General features: G+C 64.6%; 18 protein-coding genes. 8 read left to right on the top strand and 10 right to left on the bottom strand.

The features are described from left to right. Positions 1–57: 57 nt before the first annotated feature. The gene (locus ABE493_RS15325; RefSeq protein ID WP_346499763.1) at positions 58–942 is read right to left on the bottom strand and encodes an XAC2610-related protein; all 885 of its coding nucleotides are present in this window, start codon (positions 940–942) and stop codon (positions 58–60) included. 64 nt (positions 943–1006) lie between these two features. After that, the gene (locus tag ABE493_RS15330) at positions 1007–1480 is read right to left on the bottom strand and encodes a DUF3574 domain-containing protein (protein ID WP_346499764.1); all 474 of its coding nucleotides are present in this window, start codon (positions 1478–1480) and stop codon (positions 1007–1009) included. A 185-nt stretch (positions 1481–1665) separates the two neighbouring features. Here ABE493_RS15330 and ABE493_RS15335 point away from each other — a divergent pair, with 185 nt between their 5' ends. The 5 genes from ABE493_RS15335 (at position 1666) to otsA (ending at position 10025) form a co-directional block, all read left to right on the top strand. Next, entirely contained in the window at positions 1666–4098 is a 2433-nt protein-coding gene (locus tag ABE493_RS15335) for a TonB-dependent receptor plug domain-containing protein (RefSeq protein WP_346499765.1), read from the top strand. A 341-nt stretch (positions 4099–4439) separates the two neighbouring features. Next, positions 4440–5771: an OmpA family protein gene (locus tag ABE493_RS15340; RefSeq protein ID WP_346499766.1), complete on the top strand. Its 1332-nt coding sequence runs from the start codon at positions 4440–4442 to the stop codon at positions 5769–5771. Positions 5772–6082: 311 nt separating this feature from the next. Beyond that, complete coding sequence (gene otsB / locus ABE493_RS15345; protein ID WP_346499767.1) at positions 6083–6829, top strand: trehalose-phosphatase; 747 nt, start codon at positions 6083–6085, stop codon at positions 6827–6829. A gap of 53 nt (positions 6830–6882) precedes the next feature. After that, positions 6883–8661 (top strand): glycoside hydrolase family 15 protein, encoded by a 1779-nt coding sequence (locus tag ABE493_RS15350; RefSeq protein ID WP_346499768.1) that lies wholly within the window; start codon positions 6883–6885, stop codon positions 8659–8661. Next, entirely contained in the window at positions 8658–10025 is a 1368-nt protein-coding gene (otsA, locus tag ABE493_RS15355) for an alpha,alpha-trehalose-phosphate synthase (UDP-forming) (protein WP_346499769.1), read from the top strand. Before ABE493_RS15350 ends, otsA begins: the two co-directional genes overlap by 4 nt. A gap of 187 nt (positions 10026–10212) precedes the next feature. Here otsA and ABE493_RS15360 read toward each other — a convergent pair whose 3' ends face one another. From ABE493_RS15360 to rluD, 4 genes are read right to left on the bottom strand one after another with little or no spacing between them, the layout of a single operon-like run. Continuing rightward, complete coding sequence (locus ABE493_RS15360; protein WP_346499770.1) at positions 10213–10614, bottom strand: thiol-disulfide oxidoreductase DCC family protein; 402 nt, start codon at positions 10612–10614, stop codon at positions 10213–10215. Beyond that, complete coding sequence (locus tag ABE493_RS15365) at positions 10607–11146, bottom strand: DUF4166 domain-containing protein (protein ID WP_346499771.1); 540 nt, start codon at positions 11144–11146, stop codon at positions 10607–10609. Before ABE493_RS15365 ends, ABE493_RS15360 begins: the two co-directional genes overlap by 8 nt. After that, positions 11143–11922 carry a peptidoglycan editing factor PgeF gene (gene pgeF / locus ABE493_RS15370; protein WP_346499772.1) on the bottom strand — a complete coding sequence of 260 codons (780 nt, stop codon included), beginning with the start codon at positions 11920–11922 and terminating at the stop codon, positions 11143–11145. The genes ABE493_RS15365 and pgeF overlap by 4 nt, the downstream gene beginning before the upstream one ends. After that, complete coding sequence (gene rluD, locus ABE493_RS15375; RefSeq protein WP_346499773.1) at positions 11922–12911, bottom strand: 23S rRNA pseudouridine(1911/1915/1917) synthase RluD; 990 nt, start codon at positions 12909–12911, stop codon at positions 11922–11924. The genes pgeF and rluD overlap by 1 nt, the downstream gene beginning before the upstream one ends. A 117-nt stretch (positions 12912–13028) precedes the next feature. Here rluD and ABE493_RS15380 point away from each other — a divergent pair, with 117 nt between their 5' ends. Then, positions 13029–13913 carry an outer membrane protein assembly factor BamD gene (locus tag ABE493_RS15380; protein ID WP_057628762.1) on the top strand — a complete coding sequence of 295 codons (885 nt, stop codon included), beginning with the start codon at positions 13029–13031 and terminating at the stop codon, positions 13911–13913. A gap of 435 nt (positions 13914–14348) precedes the next feature. On the opposite strand, the gene ABE493_RS15385 is transcribed toward ABE493_RS15380, so the two are convergent. The 4 genes from ABE493_RS15385 to sucC all read right to left on the bottom strand — a co-directional run bounded on the left by ABE493_RS15385 (position 14349) and on the right by sucC (position 19190). Then, the gene (locus ABE493_RS15385) at positions 14349–15986 is read right to left on the bottom strand and encodes an NAD+ synthase (RefSeq protein WP_346499774.1); all 1638 of its coding nucleotides are present in this window, start codon (positions 15984–15986) and stop codon (positions 14349–14351) included. Position 15987: 1 nt separating this feature from the next. Continuing rightward, positions 15988–16368, bottom strand: coding sequence for an endonuclease domain-containing protein (locus tag ABE493_RS15390; protein WP_346499775.1), 381 nt, complete (start codon positions 16366–16368; stop codon positions 15988–15990). A 755-nt stretch (positions 16369–17123) separates the two neighbouring features. Beyond that, complete coding sequence (gene sucD, locus ABE493_RS15395) at positions 17124–17999, bottom strand: succinate--CoA ligase subunit alpha (RefSeq protein WP_057629766.1); 876 nt, start codon at positions 17997–17999, stop codon at positions 17124–17126. Between the two features lie 21 nt (positions 18000–18020). Further along, a complete protein-coding gene (sucC, locus tag ABE493_RS15400) occupies positions 18021–19190 on the bottom strand; it encodes an ADP-forming succinate--CoA ligase subunit beta (RefSeq protein ID WP_346499776.1) in 1170 nt (389 codons plus the stop codon). Between the two features lie 255 nt (positions 19191–19445). On the opposite strand from sucC, the gene ABE493_RS15405 reads away from it, so the two are divergent. Beyond that, the gene (locus ABE493_RS15405; protein WP_346499777.1) at positions 19446–21071 is read left to right on the top strand and encodes a sensor histidine kinase; all 1626 of its coding nucleotides are present in this window, start codon (positions 19446–19448) and stop codon (positions 21069–21071) included. Positions 21072–21129: 58 nt separating this feature from the next. Continuing rightward, on the top strand, positions 21130–22533 hold the full coding sequence (locus ABE493_RS15410; protein WP_346499778.1) for a sigma-54-dependent transcriptional regulator: 1404 nt from the start codon (positions 21130–21132) through the stop codon (positions 22531–22533). Positions 22534–22607 lie beyond the last annotated feature (74 nt).

The raw sequence follows: 22607 nt of genomic DNA on the forward strand, positions 1-22607 counted from the left end.
ATCGTCAGGAAAGCGGAGCGATGGTAACGCTGGTACAGAACTTTCAGTTGGAACAGATCATTCGCTTGTTGGCAGCTTCACCCAGCCCAGCACCGGGCCACGGCGGGGATTGCGGTAGCGCAGCTGCAGCCAGCCGTCGGCTTCGTCCAGCAGCTCGACGCGGTCGCCCTTGAGCAGGTAACGCTTGGTCGAGGTGTCGCCGGCCTTGCTGTACAGCGGTAGCTTGTCCGGCACTACCGATGCGCTGCGCCCTTGCAGCGGTGCGTTGCTCGTGGGTGGATCGAATGCATTCCAGATAGCGGTTTCGAGCCGCTTGCCTGCCGCATCCCATGCACTCCACACCGTCAGTATCTCAGCATCATCCACCGCTCCCAGCGCCAACACCTGCGCCAGAGCTTCCGTGTCGATGAAGGCATTGCGCATGGAGCGATACAGGTAGAGCTGACTGCCCTGGTAGCGGTAGATGTCGGTGTACCACATCGGCCCGCTTCGGCAACTGCTGCTGAGCGTGCGTGTGGCAGGGTCGGGGGTTAGCGACCATAAACCATCGCAACTGATCTCCGAACCGCCAGGTGCTGCCAGTGCGCGAAACTGGCCACTGGCAGGTTCGTACAGATACACCGTGACCAATTCGTTGACCTGACCCAGCGTCGCGCTGGTATCCAGATCCTGGTAGCCGTCAAAGTTGTAGTCGGCATGACCCAGGCGCGTGCCGGCGCCTTCTTCATCGGTGGACGCAGGCAGCACCTGGCGGGATTTCGCGCGACTGCTGCTTACCTCTATGTTGCCATCGCCCAGCAACCGCGCATCCGCGGTCACGCCAGGGGCGACCTCGAAGCTTATCTGGCTGTCATCGGCCGCCCATAGCGGCGCTGCCGACAGCGCCAAACCGAGCATCAGCAAGCCATGAGCGGCACTTCGCAGGCGGGACCTTGGTTTCATCTGCATCATCGGGGCAGTCATCTGCATTCGGAGGCTGCCCGCAGGCTAGCCGATCCCGCGCTGCTCAGAACGATACCTCCACCGGCTGCCGCGACCACAGCACCGACTGGTGTTTGGTGGCCTGCTTCCAGGCCAGGCGGATGGCTTCGATGTCGTTGCGGCGCTGCGGGCTGTCCTCATGCAGGATCACCAGCACCTTGGTGCGCAGCCGGTTCGGCTCGGGCGCGCCACGGAACAGCCACTGGCCATAGGCGTCGAACACGGTCAGGCCATCGGGAAAGCGCGGGGTCACTTCCTTGTCGAGGAAGGCGCGCCACTGCGTCTCGCTGATCACCTCGGTCTGCTCACGTGCCGACGGACCGCTCTCCTCGCCCACCCCGAAATACAGCTCGCTGCGCACCCAGCCACCGGCTTCAGACGGGCGCGCGGCGTCGCCGTGCAGCTGCGCACTGGGCGCCGGCTCGGCGGCAGGCGGGGCGGCGTGGGCGCTGCCGGCAACAGCCAACAGCAGGGGCAACAGGACAGCGTGCAACTTCATGGAAAACCTCCGGGCAGAGACGACACGGTGGCATCCAAGGCACCGCAGGGGATATCGCGTTTGGTTATCAGCCGATTGCCAGCAGGACTTGCGCCGGCAGCGGTGTTAACGCGAAGATAATATATCGCTTCATCCGGATGGATGTAAGTGCAACTTCCTCCCCCCCTATCTGTTCCGGAGCTTCCATGTCCCGCCCCACCTCGGCCCCGCTCGGCCTGGCCATCGCGCTGGCGCTGTCTTCCCCCGCCTTTGCCCAGGACGCCCCGCAGGCGACCAACCTGGACACGGTGATCGTCACCGGTACCCGCGCCGTCGACCGCACCGTGCTGGAATCCACCGCACCGGTGGACGTGCTCAGCGCCGAGGACATCCGCAAGGCCGGCGTGGTCAACGGTGAGCTGGGCAGCGCGCTGCAGGCCTTGCTGCCCTCGTTCAACTTCCCGCGCCAGTCCAACTCCGGTGGCGCCGACCACGTGCGCGCCGCGCAGCTGCGCGGCCTGTCGCCGGACCAGGTGCTGGTGCTGATCAACGGCAAGCGCCGTCACAACAGCGCGCTGGTCAATACCGACAGCAAGATCGGCAAGGGCACCACGCCGGTCGACTTCAATGCCATCCCGGTCAGCGCGATCAAGCGCATCGAAGTGCTGCGTGACGGCGCCGGTGCGCTGTATGGCTCCGACGCGGTAGCTGGCGTGATCAACGTGATCCTCGACGACGCGCCGGAAGGCGGCGCCATAGAGGCCAGCTTTGGCGCACACCACACCGACCTCAAGCCGATCGACCGCACCCTCACCGATGGCCAGACCAGCTACTTCAGCGCCAAGGTTGGCACCGCGCTGACCGATGACGGTGGTTTCCTGCGCGTCGGCCTGGAACTGAAGAACCGCGAGGCCACCAACCGCGCCGGCTTCGACCAGATCCCGCCGTGGGAGGCGCAGACCGCCGACAATCTGGCCTTGGCCGGCAAGCGCAATTACTCGCTGGGCGATGGCGCCAGCAAGGACCTCAATGCCTGGTTCAACGCCGAGCTTCCGTTCGGCGCGACGTCCAAGGCCTATGCCTTCGGCACCTACAACCAGCGCGATACCGAAGGCGCCAACTATTTCCGCTACCCCGATGGCGAGGCCAACTGGAAGGAGTTGTATCCGAACGGTTACCGGCCCATTTCCGAGGGTGAAAACCTGGACGTGCAGTTGGTTGGCGGCGCGCGCGGGCAATGGGGCGAATGGAACTACGACGCCAGCCTCGACCACGGCCGCAATGAGTTCACTTACCGCCTGCGCGACTCGCTCAATGCCTCGCTGGGCCCGGCCAGCCCTACCCGCTTCAAGACCGGTGATTTCAGCTTCGCCCAGACCGTGGCCAATCTCGACGTCGGCCGCATCTTCGTGCGCGCCAACGACAGCCACAGCCTGGGTTTCGGCATTGAAGGCCGCCACGAGCGCTACGAAACCGGCGCCGGCGACCCGGCCAGCTACGCCGCCGGCCCCTATACCGACCGCCCGACCGGCTCGCAGGCCGGCGGTGGTTTGACCCCGCGGGACGAAGCCGATCTGTCGCGCGATGTGATCAGCGCCTACACCAGCCTGTCTTCGACTTTCGGCGAGAAATTCTCCACCGATATCGCCGCTCGCTACGAGCACTACGAAGATTTCGGCGGCGAGCTGACCGGCAAGATCGGCGCGCGCTACGCATTCGCCCCGGCATTCGCACTGCGCGGCTCGATCTCCAACAACTTCCACGCACCATCGCTGAGCCAGATCGGTTACGAATCCACCTCGACCGGTTACACCGCTGGCGGCCAGCTGGTGCAGGGCCGCCTGTTGTCGGTCAACAATCCAATCGCGCGTGCCCTCGGCGCAACCGACCTGAAGCCGGAAAAGTCGATCAACTACAGCCTGGGCTTCACCAGCCAGATCGGCAGCCATTTCGACCTGTCGCTGGACCTGTTCCAGATCGATATCGATGACCGCATCGCCTTGTCGGAGAGCATCACCGGCGACGCGCTGACCGACTTCGTGCAGCAGCAGTTCGGCGTCAGCGGTTTGCAGAGCGCGCACTACTTCGTCAACGCCGCCGACACCCGCACCCGTGGCGCCGAGTTTGTCGGCAACTGGCGGCAGTCGCTGGGCGATGGCGAACTGCTGCTGACCGGCACCTGGAGCTATGCCAAGACCGAGCTGAAGAATGTGCTGACAACCCCGGCGCAGCTGCTGGCATTGGACCCGGACTACGTGCTGTTCGGCGTGGAAGAAAGCAATACGCTGACCGATGCGGCACCGCGCACCCGCGCGCAGTTCGCCGCCAGCTGGGCCAATGACAGCTGGTCATTGAGCAGCCGGCTCAGCCGCCACGGCAGCGCCAAGCGCGTGTTCGATTTCGGTGACGGCTATGTGCCCACCCAGACCTACCAGGCCGAATGGCAGCTGGATGCGGAAGTCGAATACCACATCACCCCGCAGTGGAGTGTTGCCGTCGGAGGCCAGAACCTGACCGACAACTACCCGGACAAATCGAACGAGGACATCTACTACTTCGGCAACCTGCCCTACGACGTGCTGTCGCCGATTGGCAGCAATGGCGCGTACTGGTATGGGCGGGTGCGGTTTACGTTCTGATTTTCGGGGCGTTTTTCGGGAGGATTGCTTGCTTAAAGCCTCCCCTCACCCCAACCCCTCTCCCGCAAGCGGGAGAGGGGCTAATTCACTACGAGCGCAAGCGATGCGAGCCCCTCTCCCGCTTGCGGGGTGAAAGGAGCAGTTTGCGAACCACAGGTTCGCTGCTCCTTGAACGACCTTGCGTCAGCGCAAGGGCCGGGGCGCGGAGCGGGGGTTGGGGTGAGGGCAAGCTTCTAGCTAAAGGACCCCAAAAACCCGAATTCATCCAGCTTTAACAGCGCAAGGCGCTCCTTACGCCTGCCGGCTCATTCCAGCCCGGTTCATCCCTTGCGGAGGCGTATATGTTCGAGTCGTTGATTCGCGAAGCGGCCACCCGCTTTCATCTCGGCGACAATGCTGGGCGCCTGGTGCGTCAGCTTGTCGATGTCATTTTCGACCCTGCCACCGGCGGCTTCGCCGGCCTGCAAAAACGTTTTGCCGATGCCGGACTCGACAACCTGTTCTCTTCATGGATAGGCAGCACGCCCGGTGACAATGTCCTGCAACCGGATCAATTCAGTGCCGGCTTCGGCCAGAACCTCGCCGGCGGTATTGCCAGCAAACTCGGCATACCCGCAGCAGCGGTCAATATGGCGGGCGCGTGGCTGCTGCCCAAGATCATCGGGCAACTGACGCCTGGCGGCCGCATCCCCACCACCCGCCCTGCCGATTACGAACGTTGGTTCGGCACCACCACCCCCACCGCCGGATACAGCGGCGGCAGCACGGTGCCGGCCAAGGCCTCGGGCGGTTTCTGGAAATGGCTGATCCCGCTGATCCTGCTGCTTGCCGCATTCCTGCTGTTCCGCAGCTGCAAGAAGGAAGAAGCGGTCGCGCCGGCGCCAATGCAACCGGCTACCACCATGCAACCGGCAGCACCGGTAGCCCAGGCCAATCCGCGCTTCGGCTTCGAGAACGTGGACGGCAAGGTCACTGTCAGTGGCCAGGTCGCCACCGAGGCCGACAAGACCCGTTTGTGGGATGCGCTGAAAGCCAACTTCGGCGAAGGCAATCTGTCCGGCAACATCAATGTTGATGCAGCAACCCTGCCGGCGGGCTGGATGGACAAGCTGATCGCCGCGCTGCCGGAGTTGAAGGCCAAGGGCCTGAAGTTCGGCTTCGATGGCGACAAGCTCAGCGTCGACACCAGCGGCATGTCCGAAGCGGATCGTTTCAGCGTCAGCGACAAACTGCGCAGCCTCTTTGGTGGTTTTGAAATCAGCGGCCTGTGGGATCGCGCGGCAGCGGCATTGTCAGGACTCAAGGCCGGCTTCAGCGGCGATGACCTGGTCAAGGCACTGAACCTGATGAACATCTACTTCGACACAGGCTCGGCCACCATCACCCGCGACAGCATGGAAACACTGACCAGCGCCGCCAACGCGATCAAGCAGGCACCTGCAGGAACAAAGATCGAAGTGGGCGGGCATACCGACAATACCGGCGATGCCGCTGCCAACGTGACCTTGAGCCAGCAGCGCGCTGATGCTGTGGTCGCCAAGCTTTCGGAACTGGGGGTTGCTGCGGATGTGCTCACCGGCAAGGGCTATGGCCAGGAAAAGCCGCGTGCCAGCAATGACACCGACGAAGGTCGTGCGCAGAACCGCCGGATTGAGTTCTCGGTTAGCAAGTGATGTTCGCGTGGGTGGGTTTGCTTGCTTTCAGAGCGCCCTCACCCCAACCCCTCTCCCGTAAACGGGAGAGGGGCTCACATTGCTTGCGCTCGTAGTGCACTAGCCCCTCTCCCGTTGCGGGGGGAGAGGGAGCGCTTGCGAGCCATCGGTTCGCGCTCGCTCGAGCGCCCTTGCGCCAGCGCAAGGGCCGGGGCGCGGAGCGGGGGTTGGGGTGAGGGCAGCTCTGAAGCAAGTAAACCCAAAAGCACCTGCACCCAAACGCTTCACCCCAAATGACCTTCCTCTAACAACCCCTGCGGCATAGTGGCCGCATGCTTGATGACCTACAGCGACCGCCACCTCCGGCGCTGACAGCTGACGACGCACTGTTCCTCGACGTTGATGGCACGCTGCTCGCCTTTGCCGATCACCCGGAAAAGGTAGCGCCCGATTCGTCCCTGCGCACGCTGCTGGCCAGCGTGCAGCAGCATCTTGATGGTGCGTTGGCGCTGCTCAGCGGCCGCCCTGTCAGCCAACTGCAGACCATGTTTGCACCGTTGCGCCTGCCCATGGCGGGCTTGCACGGTGCGCAGCTGCTGGCCACAGCCGATGCGCAGCCTGCCGAATCCGACACCGCCGCATGGCTGCATGCACTGCATCAGCGCGCGATGCACTTAGCGCGTGCGCACCCTGGCGTGTTGATCGAAAACAAGGATCAGGCGCTGGCCCTGCACTGGCGCAATGCACCGCAAGCCGGCGATGCCGTCATCGCATTTGCCCAGGCTCAGTTGCCGCAGCTTTCCGGCGTACGCCTGCAACCAGGAAATCATGTCATCGAATTTGTCGGCAGCGGCCACGACAAGGGCCGCGCCCTGCAAGCCTTTATGCAGCACGAGCCATTCAAGGGCCGTCGCCCACTGTTCGTCGGCGACGACCTCACCGATGAGCACGGTTTTGCTGCCGCCCAGCAACTCGGCGGCATCGGCGTGCTGGTGGGCCAGCGCGAGAGCAGCCAGGCCCGCTGCGCCCTGCGCGACATCAGCGCCGTACATGCTTGGCTGCGTGCAGCCATTACCTGACCCATCCGGAGGACGCAGCGGCGCCAGTGGCGTTCGCGCAAAAGGAGAACGCAATGCAAGACGCCACCCTCGACCTTGGCGTAGTTGGCAACGGCAGTTTTGGTGCACTTATCGACAAACAGGCACGTGTGGTCTGGAGCTGCCTGCCCAGCTTCGATGGCGACCCGGCCTTCTGTGCCCTGCTCAACCCCAACCAGCAACCCGGAGGGGACTTCGGCATCGAGCTGGAGGATTTCCTCGACAGCGAACAGTCCTACCTGACCAATACCGCCATCCTGCGTACGGTGCTGCGTGACACGCATGGCGGTGCAGTGGAGATCATCGATTTCGCCCCGCGTTGGCGCCAGAACGGGCGTTTCTATCGGCCGGTCAGCCTGATCCGCCAGGTCACGCCGCTATCGGGCAATCCACGCATCGTGGTGCGCGCACGACCACTGGCCGAATGGGGTGCGCGGCAACCGGAAACCACCTGGGGCAGCAACCACATTCGTTGGCTGTTGCCGGATCTGGTCCTGCGCCTGACCACCGACGTACCGGTGCGCTTTGTCCGCGACGCCCTGCCCTTCGTGCTGAATCATCGCGTGCATCTGGTGCTGGGCGTGGACGAATCGCTCAACCGTTCGCTCAATGGCTATGTGCAGGAAGCCATGCAGCGCACCCGCGACTACTGGCGCGAATGGGTGCGCTATCTGTCGGTACCGCTGGAGTGGCAGGACGCGGTGATCCGCAGCGCCATCACCCTGAAGCTGTGCCAGTACGAAGACAGCGGCGCCATCATCGCGGCAATGACCACCTCCATTCCGGAGGCGCCGGGCAGCAGCCGCAACTGGGACTACCGCTATTGCTGGCTGCGCGATGCCGCCTTCGTGGTGCGCGCGCTCAACCGGCTCGGAGCTACCCGCACGATGGAGCAGTTCCTGGGCTACATCTTCAACCTGGCCACCCACGATGGCAGCCTGCAACCGCTGTACGGCATTGGTTTCGAGGCCAAGCTGGATGAGGACGAAGTCGCCACCCTGTCCGGCTACCGTGGCATGGGCCCGGTGCGGCGCGGCAACCTGGCCTGGGTGCAGCGCCAGCACGATGTCTATGGCAGCGTGGTGCTGGCCTCCACCCAGCTGTTCTTCGACCAGCGCCTGCAGGACCCGGGCGACGCGCATACCTTCGCGCGGCTGGAACCGCTGGGCGAACAGGCTTTCGCCCTGCATGACGTACCCGATGCCGGGCTGTGGGAGTTCCGTGGCCGCACGGAGGTGCACACCTATACCAGTGCGATGTGCTGGGCTGCCTGCGATCGGCTGTCCAAGATCGCAACCCGTTTGAAACTCGATGGCCGGGCCATCTACTGGCGCGAGCGCGCCAACCAGATCCACGCGCGGATCATGCACGAATCCTGGAGCGAAAAACTCGGCCACTTCACCGACACCTTCGGCGGGCACCGGCTCGATGCCTCGTTGTTGCTGCTGGCCGATATCGGCCTGATCGACGCCAACGATGCGCGCTTCATCGCCACGGTCGAGGCCATCGGCCGCGACCTGAAACACGGCAATGCGCTGTACCGCTATGTCGCCCCGGATGACTTCGGCACACCGGAGACCAGTTTCACCATATGCACCTTCTGGTACATCGATGCATTGGCCGCGATCGGGCGCATGGATGAAGCGCGCGAGATGTTCGAAATCCTGCTCCAGCAGCGCAACCATCTGGGCCTGTTGTCCGAGGACCTGACCTTCGACGGGCAAGCCTGGGGCAACTTCCCGCAGACCTACTCGCATGTGGGGCTGGTGATTGCCGCGATGCGCCTGTCGCGCAGCTGGCAGGAGGCATCGTGAGCCGATTGGTTGTGGTGTCCAACCGCGTTGCATTGCCCGGCGAAACCCGCGCCGGCGGGTTGGCAACCGGCTTGCTGGCAGCGCTGAGCGAGCGCGGCGGGCTGTGGTTCGGCTGGAGCGGGCGCAGCGTCAGCGGCGACAGTGGCGCGCTGCACGAAGCGCAGGACGGGCCCATCCGATACCTGACCATGGACCTGTCCAAGACCGACCTGGACAACTACTACAACGGTTTCGCCAACCGTGCACTGTGGCCGCTGCTGCATTTCCGCCTGGACCTGGTCGACTACGACCGGCGCAAGCGCGAGGGCTATTGGAAGGTCAACAGCCTGTTCGCCGACACGCTGGCACCGTTGCTGCGCGACGACGACACTGTCTGGATCCATGACTATCACCTGATCCCGCTGGCGGCCTTGTTGCGCGAACGCGGCGTCGGCTGCCGGATTGGTTTCTTCCTGCACGTGCCGGTGCCTTCGGCTGACCTGATGCAGGCATTGCCCGACCACCGTGCATTGTTCTCAGCGCTGTATTCCTACGATCTGCTGGGCTTCCAGACCCGGCGCGATGTGGACCGCTTCCAGTCCTACGTGCGCTTGTTTGGGGGCGGTCAACTCATAGACGGCGACTGGATCCGCACACCGGATGGCCGCCGCGTGCGTACCTCCGCCTTCCCGATCGGCATCGATACCGAACACATCGCCCGCCAGGCCCGCAGCGCGGCAAGCAACAAGGCCGTGCGTGACCTGCGGCAAAGCCTGCAGCACCGCAAGCTGGCCATCGGCGTGGACCGCCTGGATTATTCCAAGGGGCTGCCCGAGCGCTTCCATGGTTTCGAGCGCTACCTGCAGCGGTATCCGCGCGAAAAAGGCGAGATGACCTTCCTGCAGATCGCGCCGGTATCGCGTGGCAGTGTCAACGAGTACCGCAAGCTGCGCGGCGAACTGGAACGACTGGCCGGGCATATCAACGGCGGCCATGCGGAGGCGGATTGGACACCGCTGCGTTACGTCAACCAGAACTATGCGCACAGCACGCTGACCGGGTTCTACCGGCAGGCAGCAGTGGGGCTGGTGACACCGCTGCGCGACGGCATGAACCTGGTGGCCAAGGAATACATTGCCGCGCAGGATCCGGAGAACCCGGGCATGTTGGTGTTGTCGCTGCTGGCCGGCGCGGCCGACGAATTGAAGCAGGCGCTGCTGGTCAATCCGCATGACCTGGATGGCGTGGCCGATGCGATCGCAACGGCGGCCAACATGCCGCGCGCGGAACGCATCGAGCGTTGGCAGGTGATGATGGAGCACCTGCGTGCACACGATATCCATCGCTGGCGGCGGGATTATCTGTTGGCGTTGGAGGGGGCTTAGGCCTGGAGCAAAGGCAAGAGCTTGCCCTCACCCCAACCCCTCTCCCGCAGGCGGGAGAGGGGCTAGTGCACTACGAGCGCGAGCAATTCGAGCCCCTCTCCCGTTTACGGGAGAGGGGTTGGGGTGAGGGGAGGCTTCTAACAAGCAAACCCCAAGCAAACCCCAAGCAAACCCCAAACCAAAGCACTCAGTCCAAAAACCGCCCGCGCTGCTCCGCCGTCGGCAGAAAACAGCTGTCATGCCGCCCAAACCAGCGGTACCGGTTCCGCGCCAACCAGCGGTATGCAGGGTCCCGCAGCGCCGCCGGCAACACCCGCGCAAGCCCAGCCAAGCGCCATACCCCGCCCAACCCGGTCACCACCCGCAGGATCGCATCCGTGTCGGTATAGGCCACACCCTCGGCAACCAACAGAAACGACAGCGGGTCATCCGGGTCCAGCCCATGCGCAGCCAACAGCGCGCGCCCCTGCCCGCCCTGCATCGCCGCAAACCGGTAGCGCCCTTGGCGATCAAAGCGCAGCAGGAAATGTACCCAGCGGCTGCACAGTGCGCAGACGCCATCAAACACGATCACCGCCGGCTCAGCCATGCGACGGCTCCGGCAGCAGCCAGCCTTCGTAACGGATAAGCCGCCCGATCAACGGCATCGACACGTCCACCAGAAATTCATAACGCCCGCCATGCTCGCGCTCCCGGCAGTGCACCTGCGCAAACCAGCGTGCCGGCAGCGGCAACACCCCGAACGCCCAGGCGCGCTCGGCCCGCCACAGAATCTGACCGCCCTCTTCGCGCAGACCAAAGCGGAAACGCAGCGCGCCCAGTTGCTCGAACAGGCGGCCCTCGCGCTGCCATAGCCGCGAGGCCATGCGCGCAGGGCCAAACTGCCGGTTCCAACGCTCCCCGCCGGCGTCGATCACGAACTCCACCGTCACCGGTACCGCCGAGGTCGGCGGCAAGCGCGCCAGCCAGGCGCAGGGGCCAACCAGCCAATGACTGCCGCGCAGCACCTCGCCCTGCCCGCTCCAACGCTGATGCGCGGGAATGGAATGCAGGGCCCGTACCTGTGGCGGCAGCTGCTCGAACGCAGGGCCGAGCACCTGCGCGAACAGCGGCGTGTTCACGGCGCCATCCACACCAGCGTGGCGATGCGCCCGCTGCGGCGATCACGCCGGTGCGAGAACCAGCGCTGCGGATCGGCCATGGTGCACAGCTCGCCGCCGTGAATGGCCGCAGACTGCATGCCAGCTGCCATCAGCCGCTGCCGGGCCAGCCCGGGCAGATCCACCTTCCAGTGACCGGGCCGGGTAGCGACGAAATGCTGCTCAGCGGCGCTGGAATGCGCCAGGAAGGCCTCGCGCACGTCCACGCCGACCTCGTACAGGGCCGGCCCGGCCGCAGGGCCTATCCACGCTACCAGCGCCTCAGCGGGTGTGTGCATGGCGGCCAGGGTGTTTTCCAGCATGCCGCGCGCCAAACCACCCCAGCCGGCATGGGCTGCGGCCACTTCACTGCCATCACGGGCGGCGAACACCACCGGCAGGCAGTCGGCGGTGAGGATGGCCAGCACCACCCCTGGCACCGAGGTCACCGCCGCATCGGCGGTCGGTTCGGCTTCCAATCCTTGGGCCTGCGGCGGCGCATCGAAGCGTACGACGTCGCTGCTGTGCACCTGGCGCAGCCAGTGCGCGGCCGAGGGCAGCTTTGCCAATTGCTGCAGTTCATCGCGATTGCGCTGCACCTGGGCCGGATCGTCGCCATCGGCGGCGGTCCGGTTGCCCAGGTTGAAACTGTCAAACGGGGGCTGCGAGCCGCCGGCGCCGTAGCGCGTGGTGGTGAAGGCCTGCACCCCTGCGGGGGCAGGCCAGTCGGCCAGCCACAACGGACCCGCCTGCGCCATTACCAGCGGCCTCGTTCGCGCTCGGCAAAGGCCTTGGAGTCCTCACGCAGCGCTTTGATCAGCGCCTGCAGATCGGCCGGCACCGGTGCGGTATTGCTGATGGTCTCGCCGGTGATCGGGTGCTGGAACTCCAGCGTCTCGGCGTGCAGGGCCTGGCGCTTGAAGCCGCGCAGCTTCGCGACCAGCTCATCGGTAGCGCCCTTGGGCAGCTTCAACGAACCGCCGTACAGCGGGTCGCCGACGATGGCGTGCTTCAGGTGCGCCATGTGCACGCGGATCTGGTGGGTGCGGCCGGTTTCCAGACGGCATTCCAGCGCGGTGTGGGCGCGGAAACGCTCGCGCAGGCGGTAATGCGTGACCGCTTCCTTGCCGTCCTCGCGCACGCCCATTTTCAGGCGGTCGCGCGCATGGCGGTCAATCGGGGCGTCAGCCGTGCCACCGGCGACCAGCGCGCCTACCACCACCGCCAGGTACTGGCGGTGCACCTCACGTGCGGACAGCTGCTCGACCAGCGCGGTCTGCGCCTGCACGGTACGGGCCACCACCATCACCCCGCTGGTGTCCTTGTCCAGGCGGTGGACCACGCCGGCGCGCGGCACCTTGGCGATCTGGGGGTCACGGAACAACAGCGCGTTGAGCAGGGTGCCGGTCGGATTGCCTGCGCCCGGGTGGACCACCAGGCCGGCCGGCTTGTCGATCACGAACACGTGTTCGTCCTCGTACAGCACGGACAGGGGGATGTCCTCCGGCAAGGCGTGGACTTCGACCTCCAGCACCGCATTCAGGGTGGCGATCTCGCCACCGCGGACCGGGTCGCGGGGCCGTACCAGCTCGCCATCGAGCAGAACTGCGCCGGATTTGATCCATTCGGTGAGGCGCGAACGGGAGAATTCGGGGAACAATTCGGCCACGACCGCATCGAAGCGACGACCGGCGGCGGAATCGGGAACCTGCGCGTGGCGCGGGCTGGAAGAGGTGTTCTCGGACATGGGCAAAGACCGGCTAAAGACGAAATTATGGGGTCCAAACGACAACAGTCAGTCGCAGGACAGGCCACTAGGCTATCATCGCCCCTTCGTATTCCTGCCGCGTCCTGCCCTGAACCCATGATCCGACGCTCCTCGCTGCTGTCCGCGCCCGTCCGCCTCACCGCCCTGCTGCTGGTTTTGGTCTTCGTCGCCACTGGCTGCCACCGCGGCGCCAAGAAGGACGCCGACGAAGGCGCGCCGGTCGAACAATTGTTCGAAAAGAGCCACAAGCTGATGGAGGGCGGCAACTGGTCCGGCGCCGAAAACAGCTTCAAACGCCTGATTGCGCAGTATCCGTACGGTCCGTACACCGAGCAGGCGATGATCGAAAGCGCCTACGCCCAGTACAAGGCCGGCAAGAACGATGACGCCGTGTCGAGCATCGACCGCTTCATCCGCACCTACCCGACCCACCGCAACATCGCGTATCTGTACTACCTGCGCGGTCTTGCCAACGGCAACCGCGATACGGTTTTCCTGCGCCGCGTATGGTCCCTGGACCCGAGCCGCCGCGACCTGTCGACCCCGCGCCAGGCCTATGCCGATTTCAACATCGTCACCGAGCGCTACCCGAACAGCCGCTACGCCGCCGATGCGCGCCAGCGAATGGTCGAACTGCGCGACATCTTCGCCCAGCACGAGCTGGACGACGCCCTGTACTACGCCCGCCGCGGCGCCTGGGTGTCCGTGGTTGGCCGCGCCAACTACCTGCTTGAGACCTACCCGCAGAGCGCCTTCCAGTACGACGCGGTAGCGCTGCTGGGCGAGGCCTACACCCACCTGGGCAACAAGACCCTGGCCGACGACGCCCGTCGCGTGCTTCAGCTGAACCAGCCGGAACACCCGTGGCTGGCCGGCAACTGGCCGAAGTACCCGTGGATGATCCGCAAGCTCAACCCGTTCGCTGGTGAGCGTTCGGTGGCCACTGGCCAGAGCAACGCCACGATGAACCGCGGCAAGTAAGCCGTTGCGACATTGCTGGTGATTGGAAAGGGGCCTTTGGGCCCCTTTCTTGTTTCTGGCTTTGGGCTTTGGGCTTTGGGCTTTGGGCTTTGGCTTTGGCTTTGGCTTTGGCTTTGGCTCTGGCTCTGGCTGTGGCTGTGGCTATGGCTGTGGTATTCCCTTCTCCCGCCTGCGGGGGAAGGTGCCCGAAGGGCGGATGGGGGGAGCTTTGGGCTTTGGGCTTTGGGCTCTTGGCTTTGGAACTTCGGCAATACTTGCCTCAGTTCACCATCCCACTTCCATCCTGCCCTCACCCCAACCCCTCTCCCGCGTGCGGGAGAGGGGCTCGCATTGTTTGCTCTCGCAGTGCTCCAGCCCCTTCGCGCGCAGGGTGAATGGTGCAGAACGACAGAGGAGCCTTGCGGCCCCTCTGTCTGCACCACATCCACCCGCAGCTCAGCTGCGGTAGCCGTTGGTGATCGGATAGCGCCGCTCGCGGCCAAAAGCGCGTCGCGACACCTTGGGGCCTGGCGCGGCCTGGTGGCGCTTCCATTCACTGATGCGCACCAGCTTCAGCACCCGGTCAACCACTTCCGGCGCGTAACCGGCACCGACGATATCTTCGCGCGACTGCTCCTGGTCGATATAGCGGTACAGGATGCCGTCCAGCACATCGTAGGCAGGCAGCGAGTCCTGGTCGGTCTGGTTGTCACGCAGTTCGGCCGAAGGCGCCCGCGTGATCACCGCCGGCGGGATCACCGGCGCGCCGCCCACCGTATTGCGCCACTTGGACAAGCCATAGACCTCCGTCTTGTACAGGTCCTTCAACGGCGCATAGCCACCGCACATGTCGCCGTAGATGGTGGCGTAGCCCACCGCATACTCGCTCTTGTTGCCGGTGGTCAACAGCAGGCCGCCGAACTTGTTGCTCAGCGCCATCAGGATCACGCCACGGCTGCGCGACTGCAGGTTCTCCTCGGTGACATCAGCCGCCTGGCCTTCGAACATCGCCGACAGCGACTGCATCAAGCCCTGGAAGGCAGGCTCGATCGGCACCGTTTCCAGCTTCACGCCCAGCGCGCGGCACTGTTCCACCGCCAGGTCGTTGGACAGATCGGCGGTATAGCGCGAGGGCATGCTGACCGCGGTGACGTTATCCGCGCCCAGCGCATCCACCGCCATCGCCAATACCAGTGCCGAATCGATACCACCGGACAGCCCCAGCCATACCTTGCTGAAGCCGTTCTTGCGGCAATAGTCCTGGATACCGCGCGTCACCGCGCGCCAGGCCAGCGCATCCATGCTCTCATCGCCATCGTCGATCCAATGCAGCGGCATGAAGCTGCGCGCGGCGACGTTGTACTCGACCACCAGCATTTCTTCGCTGAAGGCGACTGCGGCCGGGTGCACCGTCCCGTCACCATCGGCCACCACCGACGCGCCGTCGAACACCACCGCATCCTGGCCACCCACGGTATTGACGTAGGCGATGGCCACCCCGGTATCGCGGCTGCGCTCTGCCAGCAGCGCATCGCGCTGGGCGTGCTTGCCACGCTCGTACGGTGATGCGTTTGGCACCAGCACCAACTCGGCGCCGGCCTTGGCGGTTGCCGCCAGGGGTTCCGGGAACCACAGGTCCTCACAGATCACCAGGCCCAGCTGCACGCCGTTGACCTCGAAGACGCAATTGCCGCCGTCCGGGTCCACATCGAAGTAGCGACGCTCATCGAACACCGCGTAGTTGGGCAGCTCGCGCTTGCGGTAGGTGTGGGCGATTGCGCCCTCACGCAGCACGCTGGCCGCGTTGTAAACCACCGCGCCAGCACTTTGCGGCCAACCGACCACGGCAACGATGCCCTGCGCTTCGGCTGCAACCCGCGCCAGCGCCTGCTCGCAGCTGCGCAGGAAGCCCGGCCGCATCAGCAGGTCTTCCGGCGGATAGCCGCTGATGGCCAGTTCCGGAAACAGCACCACCTCGGCACCGTATTCGTCACGCGCCTCGTGCATCAGCTCGATGATGCGGCTGGCGTTGCCGTCCACGTCCCCGACCGGGAAATCGAACTGGGCCAGGGCGATGCGTAGCGATTGGGACATATCAACAACCTTCTGCTTGGCCCCGCACCCTGCGGGGGCTTGGTGTTGCCAACGCCGCGCGCAGGATGCTTTCGCAGACCGCGGCAGTGTGGCTCAGGGCTTCATTATTCCAGAAGCGCAGCACACGGTAGCCGTTGCGGTGCAGGAAGGCGTCACGGCGCGGGTCATTGGGGTCGGTGGCGTGCTGGCTGCCGTCCAGTTCGATCACCAGTTTGTGCGCCAGACAGGCGAAATCCACGACATAGGGGCCGATGGGGTGTTGGCGGCGGAACTTGAAGCCGACCAGGTGGCGGCTGCGGAGGAAGTACCAGATGCGCCGCTCGGCATCTGTCATGCGCCGGCGCAGGGCACGGGCGCTATTGGTTTTACTGCCTTTGCGCATGGACGTCTCCTTGTGGGGAGACGATTGCCTGGGAGGGCAATGGCTGGAATCGGGGAAACAAGGCTTTCGGTTGGGAAGATTCCCGCCTCTTCATGCGATCTGGGCCGGAGGCTGGGAAGCCAAAGCAGAAGCTTGCCCTCACCCCTACCCCTCTCCCGCAAGCGGGAGAGGGGACAGCAACGGCTAGAACCGAGAACACAGCCACAGCTAAAGCCAAAGCCAAAGCCAAAACCACAGCCCCAGCCCCAGCCCCAGCCCCAGCCCCAGCCAAAGCCAAAGCCACAGCCAAAGCCAACACCAAAACCAGAGCAAAGATTCAAAGCCCGAGCAAAGGGCGGAGTTCCGCTTTTGGCTCGGACTCGGACTCGGACTCGGACTCGTGCTCGGGATCGGGATCGGGATCGGGATCGGGATCGGGATGGGGATCGGGCTGTGGCTTTGGCTTTGGCTTTGGCTTTGGCTTTGGCTTTGGCTTTGGCTGTGGCTGTGGCTTTGGCTGTGGCTGTGGCTGTGGCTTTGGCTGTGGCTTTGGCTGTGGCTTTGGCTTTGGCTTTGGCTTTGGCTATGGCTTTGGCTGTGGCTTTGGCTGTGGCTGTGGCTTTGGCTTTGGCTTTGGCTGTCCCCTCTCCCGCCCGCGGGAGAGGGGTAGGGGTGAGGGCAAGCTCTTGCCCTTGCTCTTGCCCCGCCCTCCCCCAACCCCAAAAACAAGAAAGGCCACCCGAAGGTGGCCTCTCTCAAATCACTGAAGCGCAGTCTTACTTGACCAGCTTCGCGATAGCAGCGCCCAGGTCGCCCGGCGAACGGACGGTGACAACGCCAGCAGCTTCCATCGCTGCGAACTTGCCCTCAGCCGTGCCCTTGCCGCCCGATGCAATCGCACCAGCGTGGCCCATGCGCTTGCCGGCCGGAGCCGACGCACCAGCGATGAAGCCGACAACCGGCTTCTTCACGAACTGCTTGATGTACTCGGCACCGGCTTCTTCAGCGTCGCCGCCGATTTCGCCAACCATGATGATGCCTTCGGTCTGCGGGTCTTCGTTGAACAGCTTCAAGCAGTCAACGAAGTTCAGGCCGTTGATCGGGTCGCCGCCGATACCGATGCAGGTCGACTGGCCCAGGCCGACTTCCGTGGTCTGCTTGACCGCTTCATAGGTCAGGGTGCCCGAACGCGACACGATGCCGATCTTGCCCGGCATGTGGATGTGGCCCGGCATGATGCCGATCTTGCACTCGCCCGGAGTGATGACGCCCGGGCAGTTCGGCCCGATCAGCACGGTGTCCGGATGCGAACGGGTCAGCACGTTCTTGACGCGCAGCATGTCCAGCACCGGAATGCCTTCGGTGATGCAGACGATGACCTTGATGCCGGCAGCTGCGGCTTCCAGGATCGCGTCAGCCGCGTACGGCGGCGGCACGTAGATGACCGATGCGTCAGCATGGGTGCTCTCGACGGCCTCGGCCACGGTGTTGAACACCGGCAGGTCGATGTGGGTGGTACCACCCTTGCCCGGGGTCACGCCGCCAACAACCTTGGTGCCGTACTCAACCATCTGAGTGGCGTGGAAGGTGCCCTGCTGGCCGGTAAAGCCCTGCACGATCACCTTGGTGTTCTTGTTAATCAAAACAGACATTGGATTTCCTTCGGTGACGGATCAGGCGGCGTTCTTGACAGCTTCAACGATCTTCTTGGCGCCGTCGTTGATGTTGTCAGCCGGGATGATGGCCATGCCGCTGTCACGCAGCAGCTGCTTGCCTTCTTCCACGTTGGTGCCTTCCAGGCGCACCACGACCGGAACCTTGACGCCCACTTCCTTCACGGCAGCAATGATGCCTTCGGCAATCATGTCGCAGCGGACGATGCCGCCGAAGATGTTGACGAAGATGCCTTCGACCTTGTCCGAGGACAGGATCAGCTTGAACGCTTCGATCACGCGCTGCTTGTTGGCACCGCCGCCCACGTCCAGGAAGTTCGCCGGCTCGCCGCCGTTGAGCTTGATGACGTCCATGGTGGCCATGGCCAGGCCTGCGCCGTTGACCATGCAGCCGATGTTGCCGTCCATGGTGACGTAGTTGATGTCCAGCTCCGAAGCGATCACTTCGGTCGGGTCTTCCTGGGTCTTGTCGCGCATGGCAACCAGAGCCTTCTGACGGAACGCGGCGTTGTCGTCGCTGTCGAACTTGCCGTCCAGCGCGTACAGGTTGCCGTCGTCCAGGATGGCCAGCGGGTTGATTTCAACCAGCGCCAGGTCCTTTTCGTTGAACAGGCGGTACAGGTTCACCATGATGTTGGCGAACTGGCCAGCCTGCTTGGCGGTCAGGCCCAGCTTGAAGCCGAAATCACGGCCGTGGTAACCCTGCACGCCTTCAACGAAGTCGACGTTGAGCGAGTGGATCAGCTCGGGGGTTTCAGCAGCAACCTGCTCGATCTCCACGCCGCCTTCCGAAGAAGCGATGTAGGTGATGGTCTTGGTGCCACGGTCAACCAGCACCGACAGGTACAGCTCCTTGACGATCTCACCGGCGGTGGTCACCAGCACCAGGTTGACCGGCAGCTCGACGCCGGCAGTCTGGTAGGTAGCCATCTTGGTGCCGAGCATCTTGGCCGCAGCGGCCTTGACGTCGTCGGTGGTCTTGCAGAACTTGACGCCGCCAGCCTTGCCGCGGCCGCCAGCGTGGATCTGAGCCTTGACCATCCAGGGGCCCTGGCCCAGCGACTGGGCAGCAGCTACAGCCTCGTCCGGGGTCGCAGCGACCTTGCCGGCCGGGACCGGGATGCCGTATTCGGCAAGCAGTTGTTTTGACTGGTACTCGTGAAAATTCATGCGTCACCGTGGGAATAGGAACGACCGCACGCAACCACAGGGCCGAAACTGGCCAACTTGCAGGGCGGGCGGGCCCAATATTGTCGCCGACGGCGGCCCGGCACGCAAAGAAGTCTGTACAAATCGCCAAGAACGGCACGTCTTTGCCTGTTAATTCAGCTACTTGCCGATGATTGCCGGGCAGGTCGCCAAGCCCCCCGCCCGGTGGCCGGCGCACCTATACTGGCGTGATTACGCTTGGATAGGAGATCCGGCTTGGCCCCCAGTCCGTCGATCATCGACCGCATCGAATCCATCCCAACGCGCGAGCTGTACTTTTTTGCGTTGTACCGGGTGCTGGTCGCTGCACTGCTCAGCGCGCTGGTATTCGGGCCATTGACCTCGATGGTGGGCGAGGCGCACCAACCGCTGCTGGCGCAGACAGTCTCCATCGCCTACCTGCTGGTGTCGGCAGCCCTGCTGCTCTGGGGCCGCAACGCACGCTGGCTGCAGCGCATCGTGTTTGGCAGTGTGGTGATCGACATCATCGCCGCCACCCTGCTCAGCCACGCCCTGCCCGGCGCCAGCGCTGGCATCTCGATGTCGCTGCTGTTCAACATCGCGGCAGCCGGCCTGCTGCTGCCCTTGTCGCCCGCGCTGCTGCTTGCGTTGCTGGCCTGCGCGGCCAGCATTGCCGAATATATCTGGCAGATGCTGGAAGGCAGCCAGAACACCCGCACCCTGGCCGAGCTGGCAATGTTCGTGACCAGCTACCTGGCGCTGACCTTCATTGCCTACCAGATCGGCAGCCGCACCCGCCGCACCCAGCAGCTGGCCGACCAGCGCGGCGTGGAAGTAGCCAACCTGTTCGAAGTGAACGAGCTGATCATCCGCCGCATGCGCACCGGCGTGCTGGTAGTGGACACCAATGGCCGCATCACCCTGGCCAATGAAGCGGCCACCGCCCTGCTCGGCGACATGGAAGGCGCTCTGGCCATCGACCGGGTCGCGCTCAGCATCGCCTCGCCCGAGCTGGCGCGACGCCTGCAACGCTGGCGCAATGGCTGGCACGAAGACGAACCGCCGCTGCAGCTCGCCCCCGAGCAGGCCGAAGTACTGCCACGCTTTGCCCGCCTGCTGGCCGACAGCGACATGTCGCTGATCTTCCTGGATGACACCACGGTGGTCTCGCGCCGGGCCGAATCGCTGACGCTGTCCACCCTGGGCCGGTTCTCGGCGAGCCTGGCCCATGAGATCCGCAACCCGCTGGCGGCGATCAACTACGCCACCCAGTTGCTGGAGGAATCGGAGGACCTGGGTGAGGCCGACCGGCGTCTGCTGCAGATCATCCACCAGCAATGCCAACGTACCAACGGCATCGTCGAAAGCGTGCTGGCGCTGGCCCGGCGCGAACGTGCGAACCCGGAGAACCTCGACCTGGTCGCCTTCGTACGGCGTTTCGTGCTCGAATACCGGCAGACCCTTTCACTGGAAAACGACAGCCTGGAAGCGGTGATCCGCGAGCCGTCGGTGGTGGCCATGATGGACCCGCGGCATCTGCACCAGGTGCTGACGGCGCTGGTCCACAACGCCCTCAAATATGGGCGCATCGCCGAGGAGCCAGCGCGGATCCGCCTGCGTGTCGCCTCGGCCGGGCGCAACGCGGTGATCGACGTGATGGACCGCGGCCCCGGCATTCCCGATGCCATCGCCAGCCAGCTGTTCCGGCCGTTCTACACCACCTCCGAGCACGGCACCGGGCTGGGCCTGTATATCGCCCGCGAACTTTGCAGGGCCAACCAGGCCCAGCTGGACTACGTGTCCATTCCCGCTGGCGGCGCCTGCTTCCGGCTGACCCTGAGCACCCCTAAAACCGCGTTTACCCGCAGTGAGCGCCAATGATCCATTTTTCGATGCAATCGTTTGTAGACATGCCTCTACCTCGGCTATCGTTCCATTCATGAACGCAACACACAGCGCCCTGATCGTCGACGACGAACGCGACATCCGCGAATTATTGGTCCTCACCCTCGGCCGGATGGGCCTGCGGATCAGCACCGCCGCCAACCTCGCCGAGGCCCGGGAACTGCTCGCAAGCAACCATTTCGACCTGTGCCTGACCGACATGCGCCTGCCCGACGGCAATGGCATCGAGCTGGTGACCGAGATCACCCGCGACCATCCTGCTACACCGGTGGCGATGATCACCGCCTTTGGCAGCATGGACCTGGCGGTGGAGGCCCTGAAGGCCGGCGCCTTCGACTTTGTCAGCAAGCCGGTGGACATCAATGTGCTTCGCGGCCTGGTCCGCCATGCCATCGAGCTGAACAACGAAGCCCGGCCCAGCACCCCGCCACCGCCGGAAAACGCGACCCGCCTGCTCGGCAGCTCGCCGGCCATGGACGAATTGCGCGCAACCATCGGCAAGGTCGCGCGCAGCCAGGCCCCGGTTTACATCCTGGGCGAGTCCGGCGTCGGCAAGGAGTTGGTTGCCCGCACCATCCACGACCAGGGCGCGCGCGCGGCCGGGCCGTTCATTCCGGTCAACTGCGGTGCCATCCCCGGCGAATTGATGGAAAGCGAGTTCTTCGGCCATCGCAAGGGCAGCTTCACCGGCGCCCATGCCGACAAACCCGGCCTGTTCCAGGCTGCAAACGGGGGCACCCTGTTTCTGGATGAAGTGGCCGAACTGCCGCTGCAGATGCAGGTCAAGCTGCTGCGCGCCATCCAGGAAAAATCGGTCCGCCCGGTGGGCGCGGCCACGGAAGTCACCGTCGATGTGCGCATCCTCTCGGCCACCCACAAAGACCTGGGCACGCTGGTGCAGGACGGGCGATTCCGCCATGACCTGTACTACCGCATCAATGTGATCGAACTACGGGTACCGCCGCTGCGGGAACGCCGCAGCGACCTGCCGCAACTGGCCGGCACCATCCTGCAGCGGTTGGCGCAATCGCAAGGCCAGAAGCCCCCGCATCTGGCCGCCTCGGCATTGGAAGCGCTGGATGCCTATTCTTTTCCCGGCAACGTCCGCGAACTGGAAAACATCCTCGAGCGCTCGCTGGCCCTGGCCGATGGCGACCGCATCGACGCCAGCGACCTGCGCCTGCCGCAGCCGCAGAGCGCGGTGCAACGTACTGCTGTCGACGGCACTGCGGCAGCCGCCGTTACCGTCGTCCAGGAAGCCGTTGTAGACATCGACCCGACCAACGCCGCCCTGCCCTCCTACATCGAGCAGATGGAGCGCACGGTCATCCAGAAGGCGCTGGAAGAGAATCGCTGGAACAAGACCAAGACCGCCGCCCAGCTGGGCATCACCTTCCGTGCGCTGCGCTACAAGCTGAAAAAGCTGGGCATGGAGTAAGGCGGCCCCCAGCACCAAGGTAGAGCCGAGCCATGCTGCGCGGGGGGTGTTACGGGCAAGCCTCAGCCGAGCCG

This window comes from Stenotrophomonas terrae, assembly GCF_039674165.1.
GTDB lineage: Bacteria > Pseudomonadota > Gammaproteobacteria > Xanthomonadales > Xanthomonadaceae > Stenotrophomonas > Stenotrophomonas terrae_A.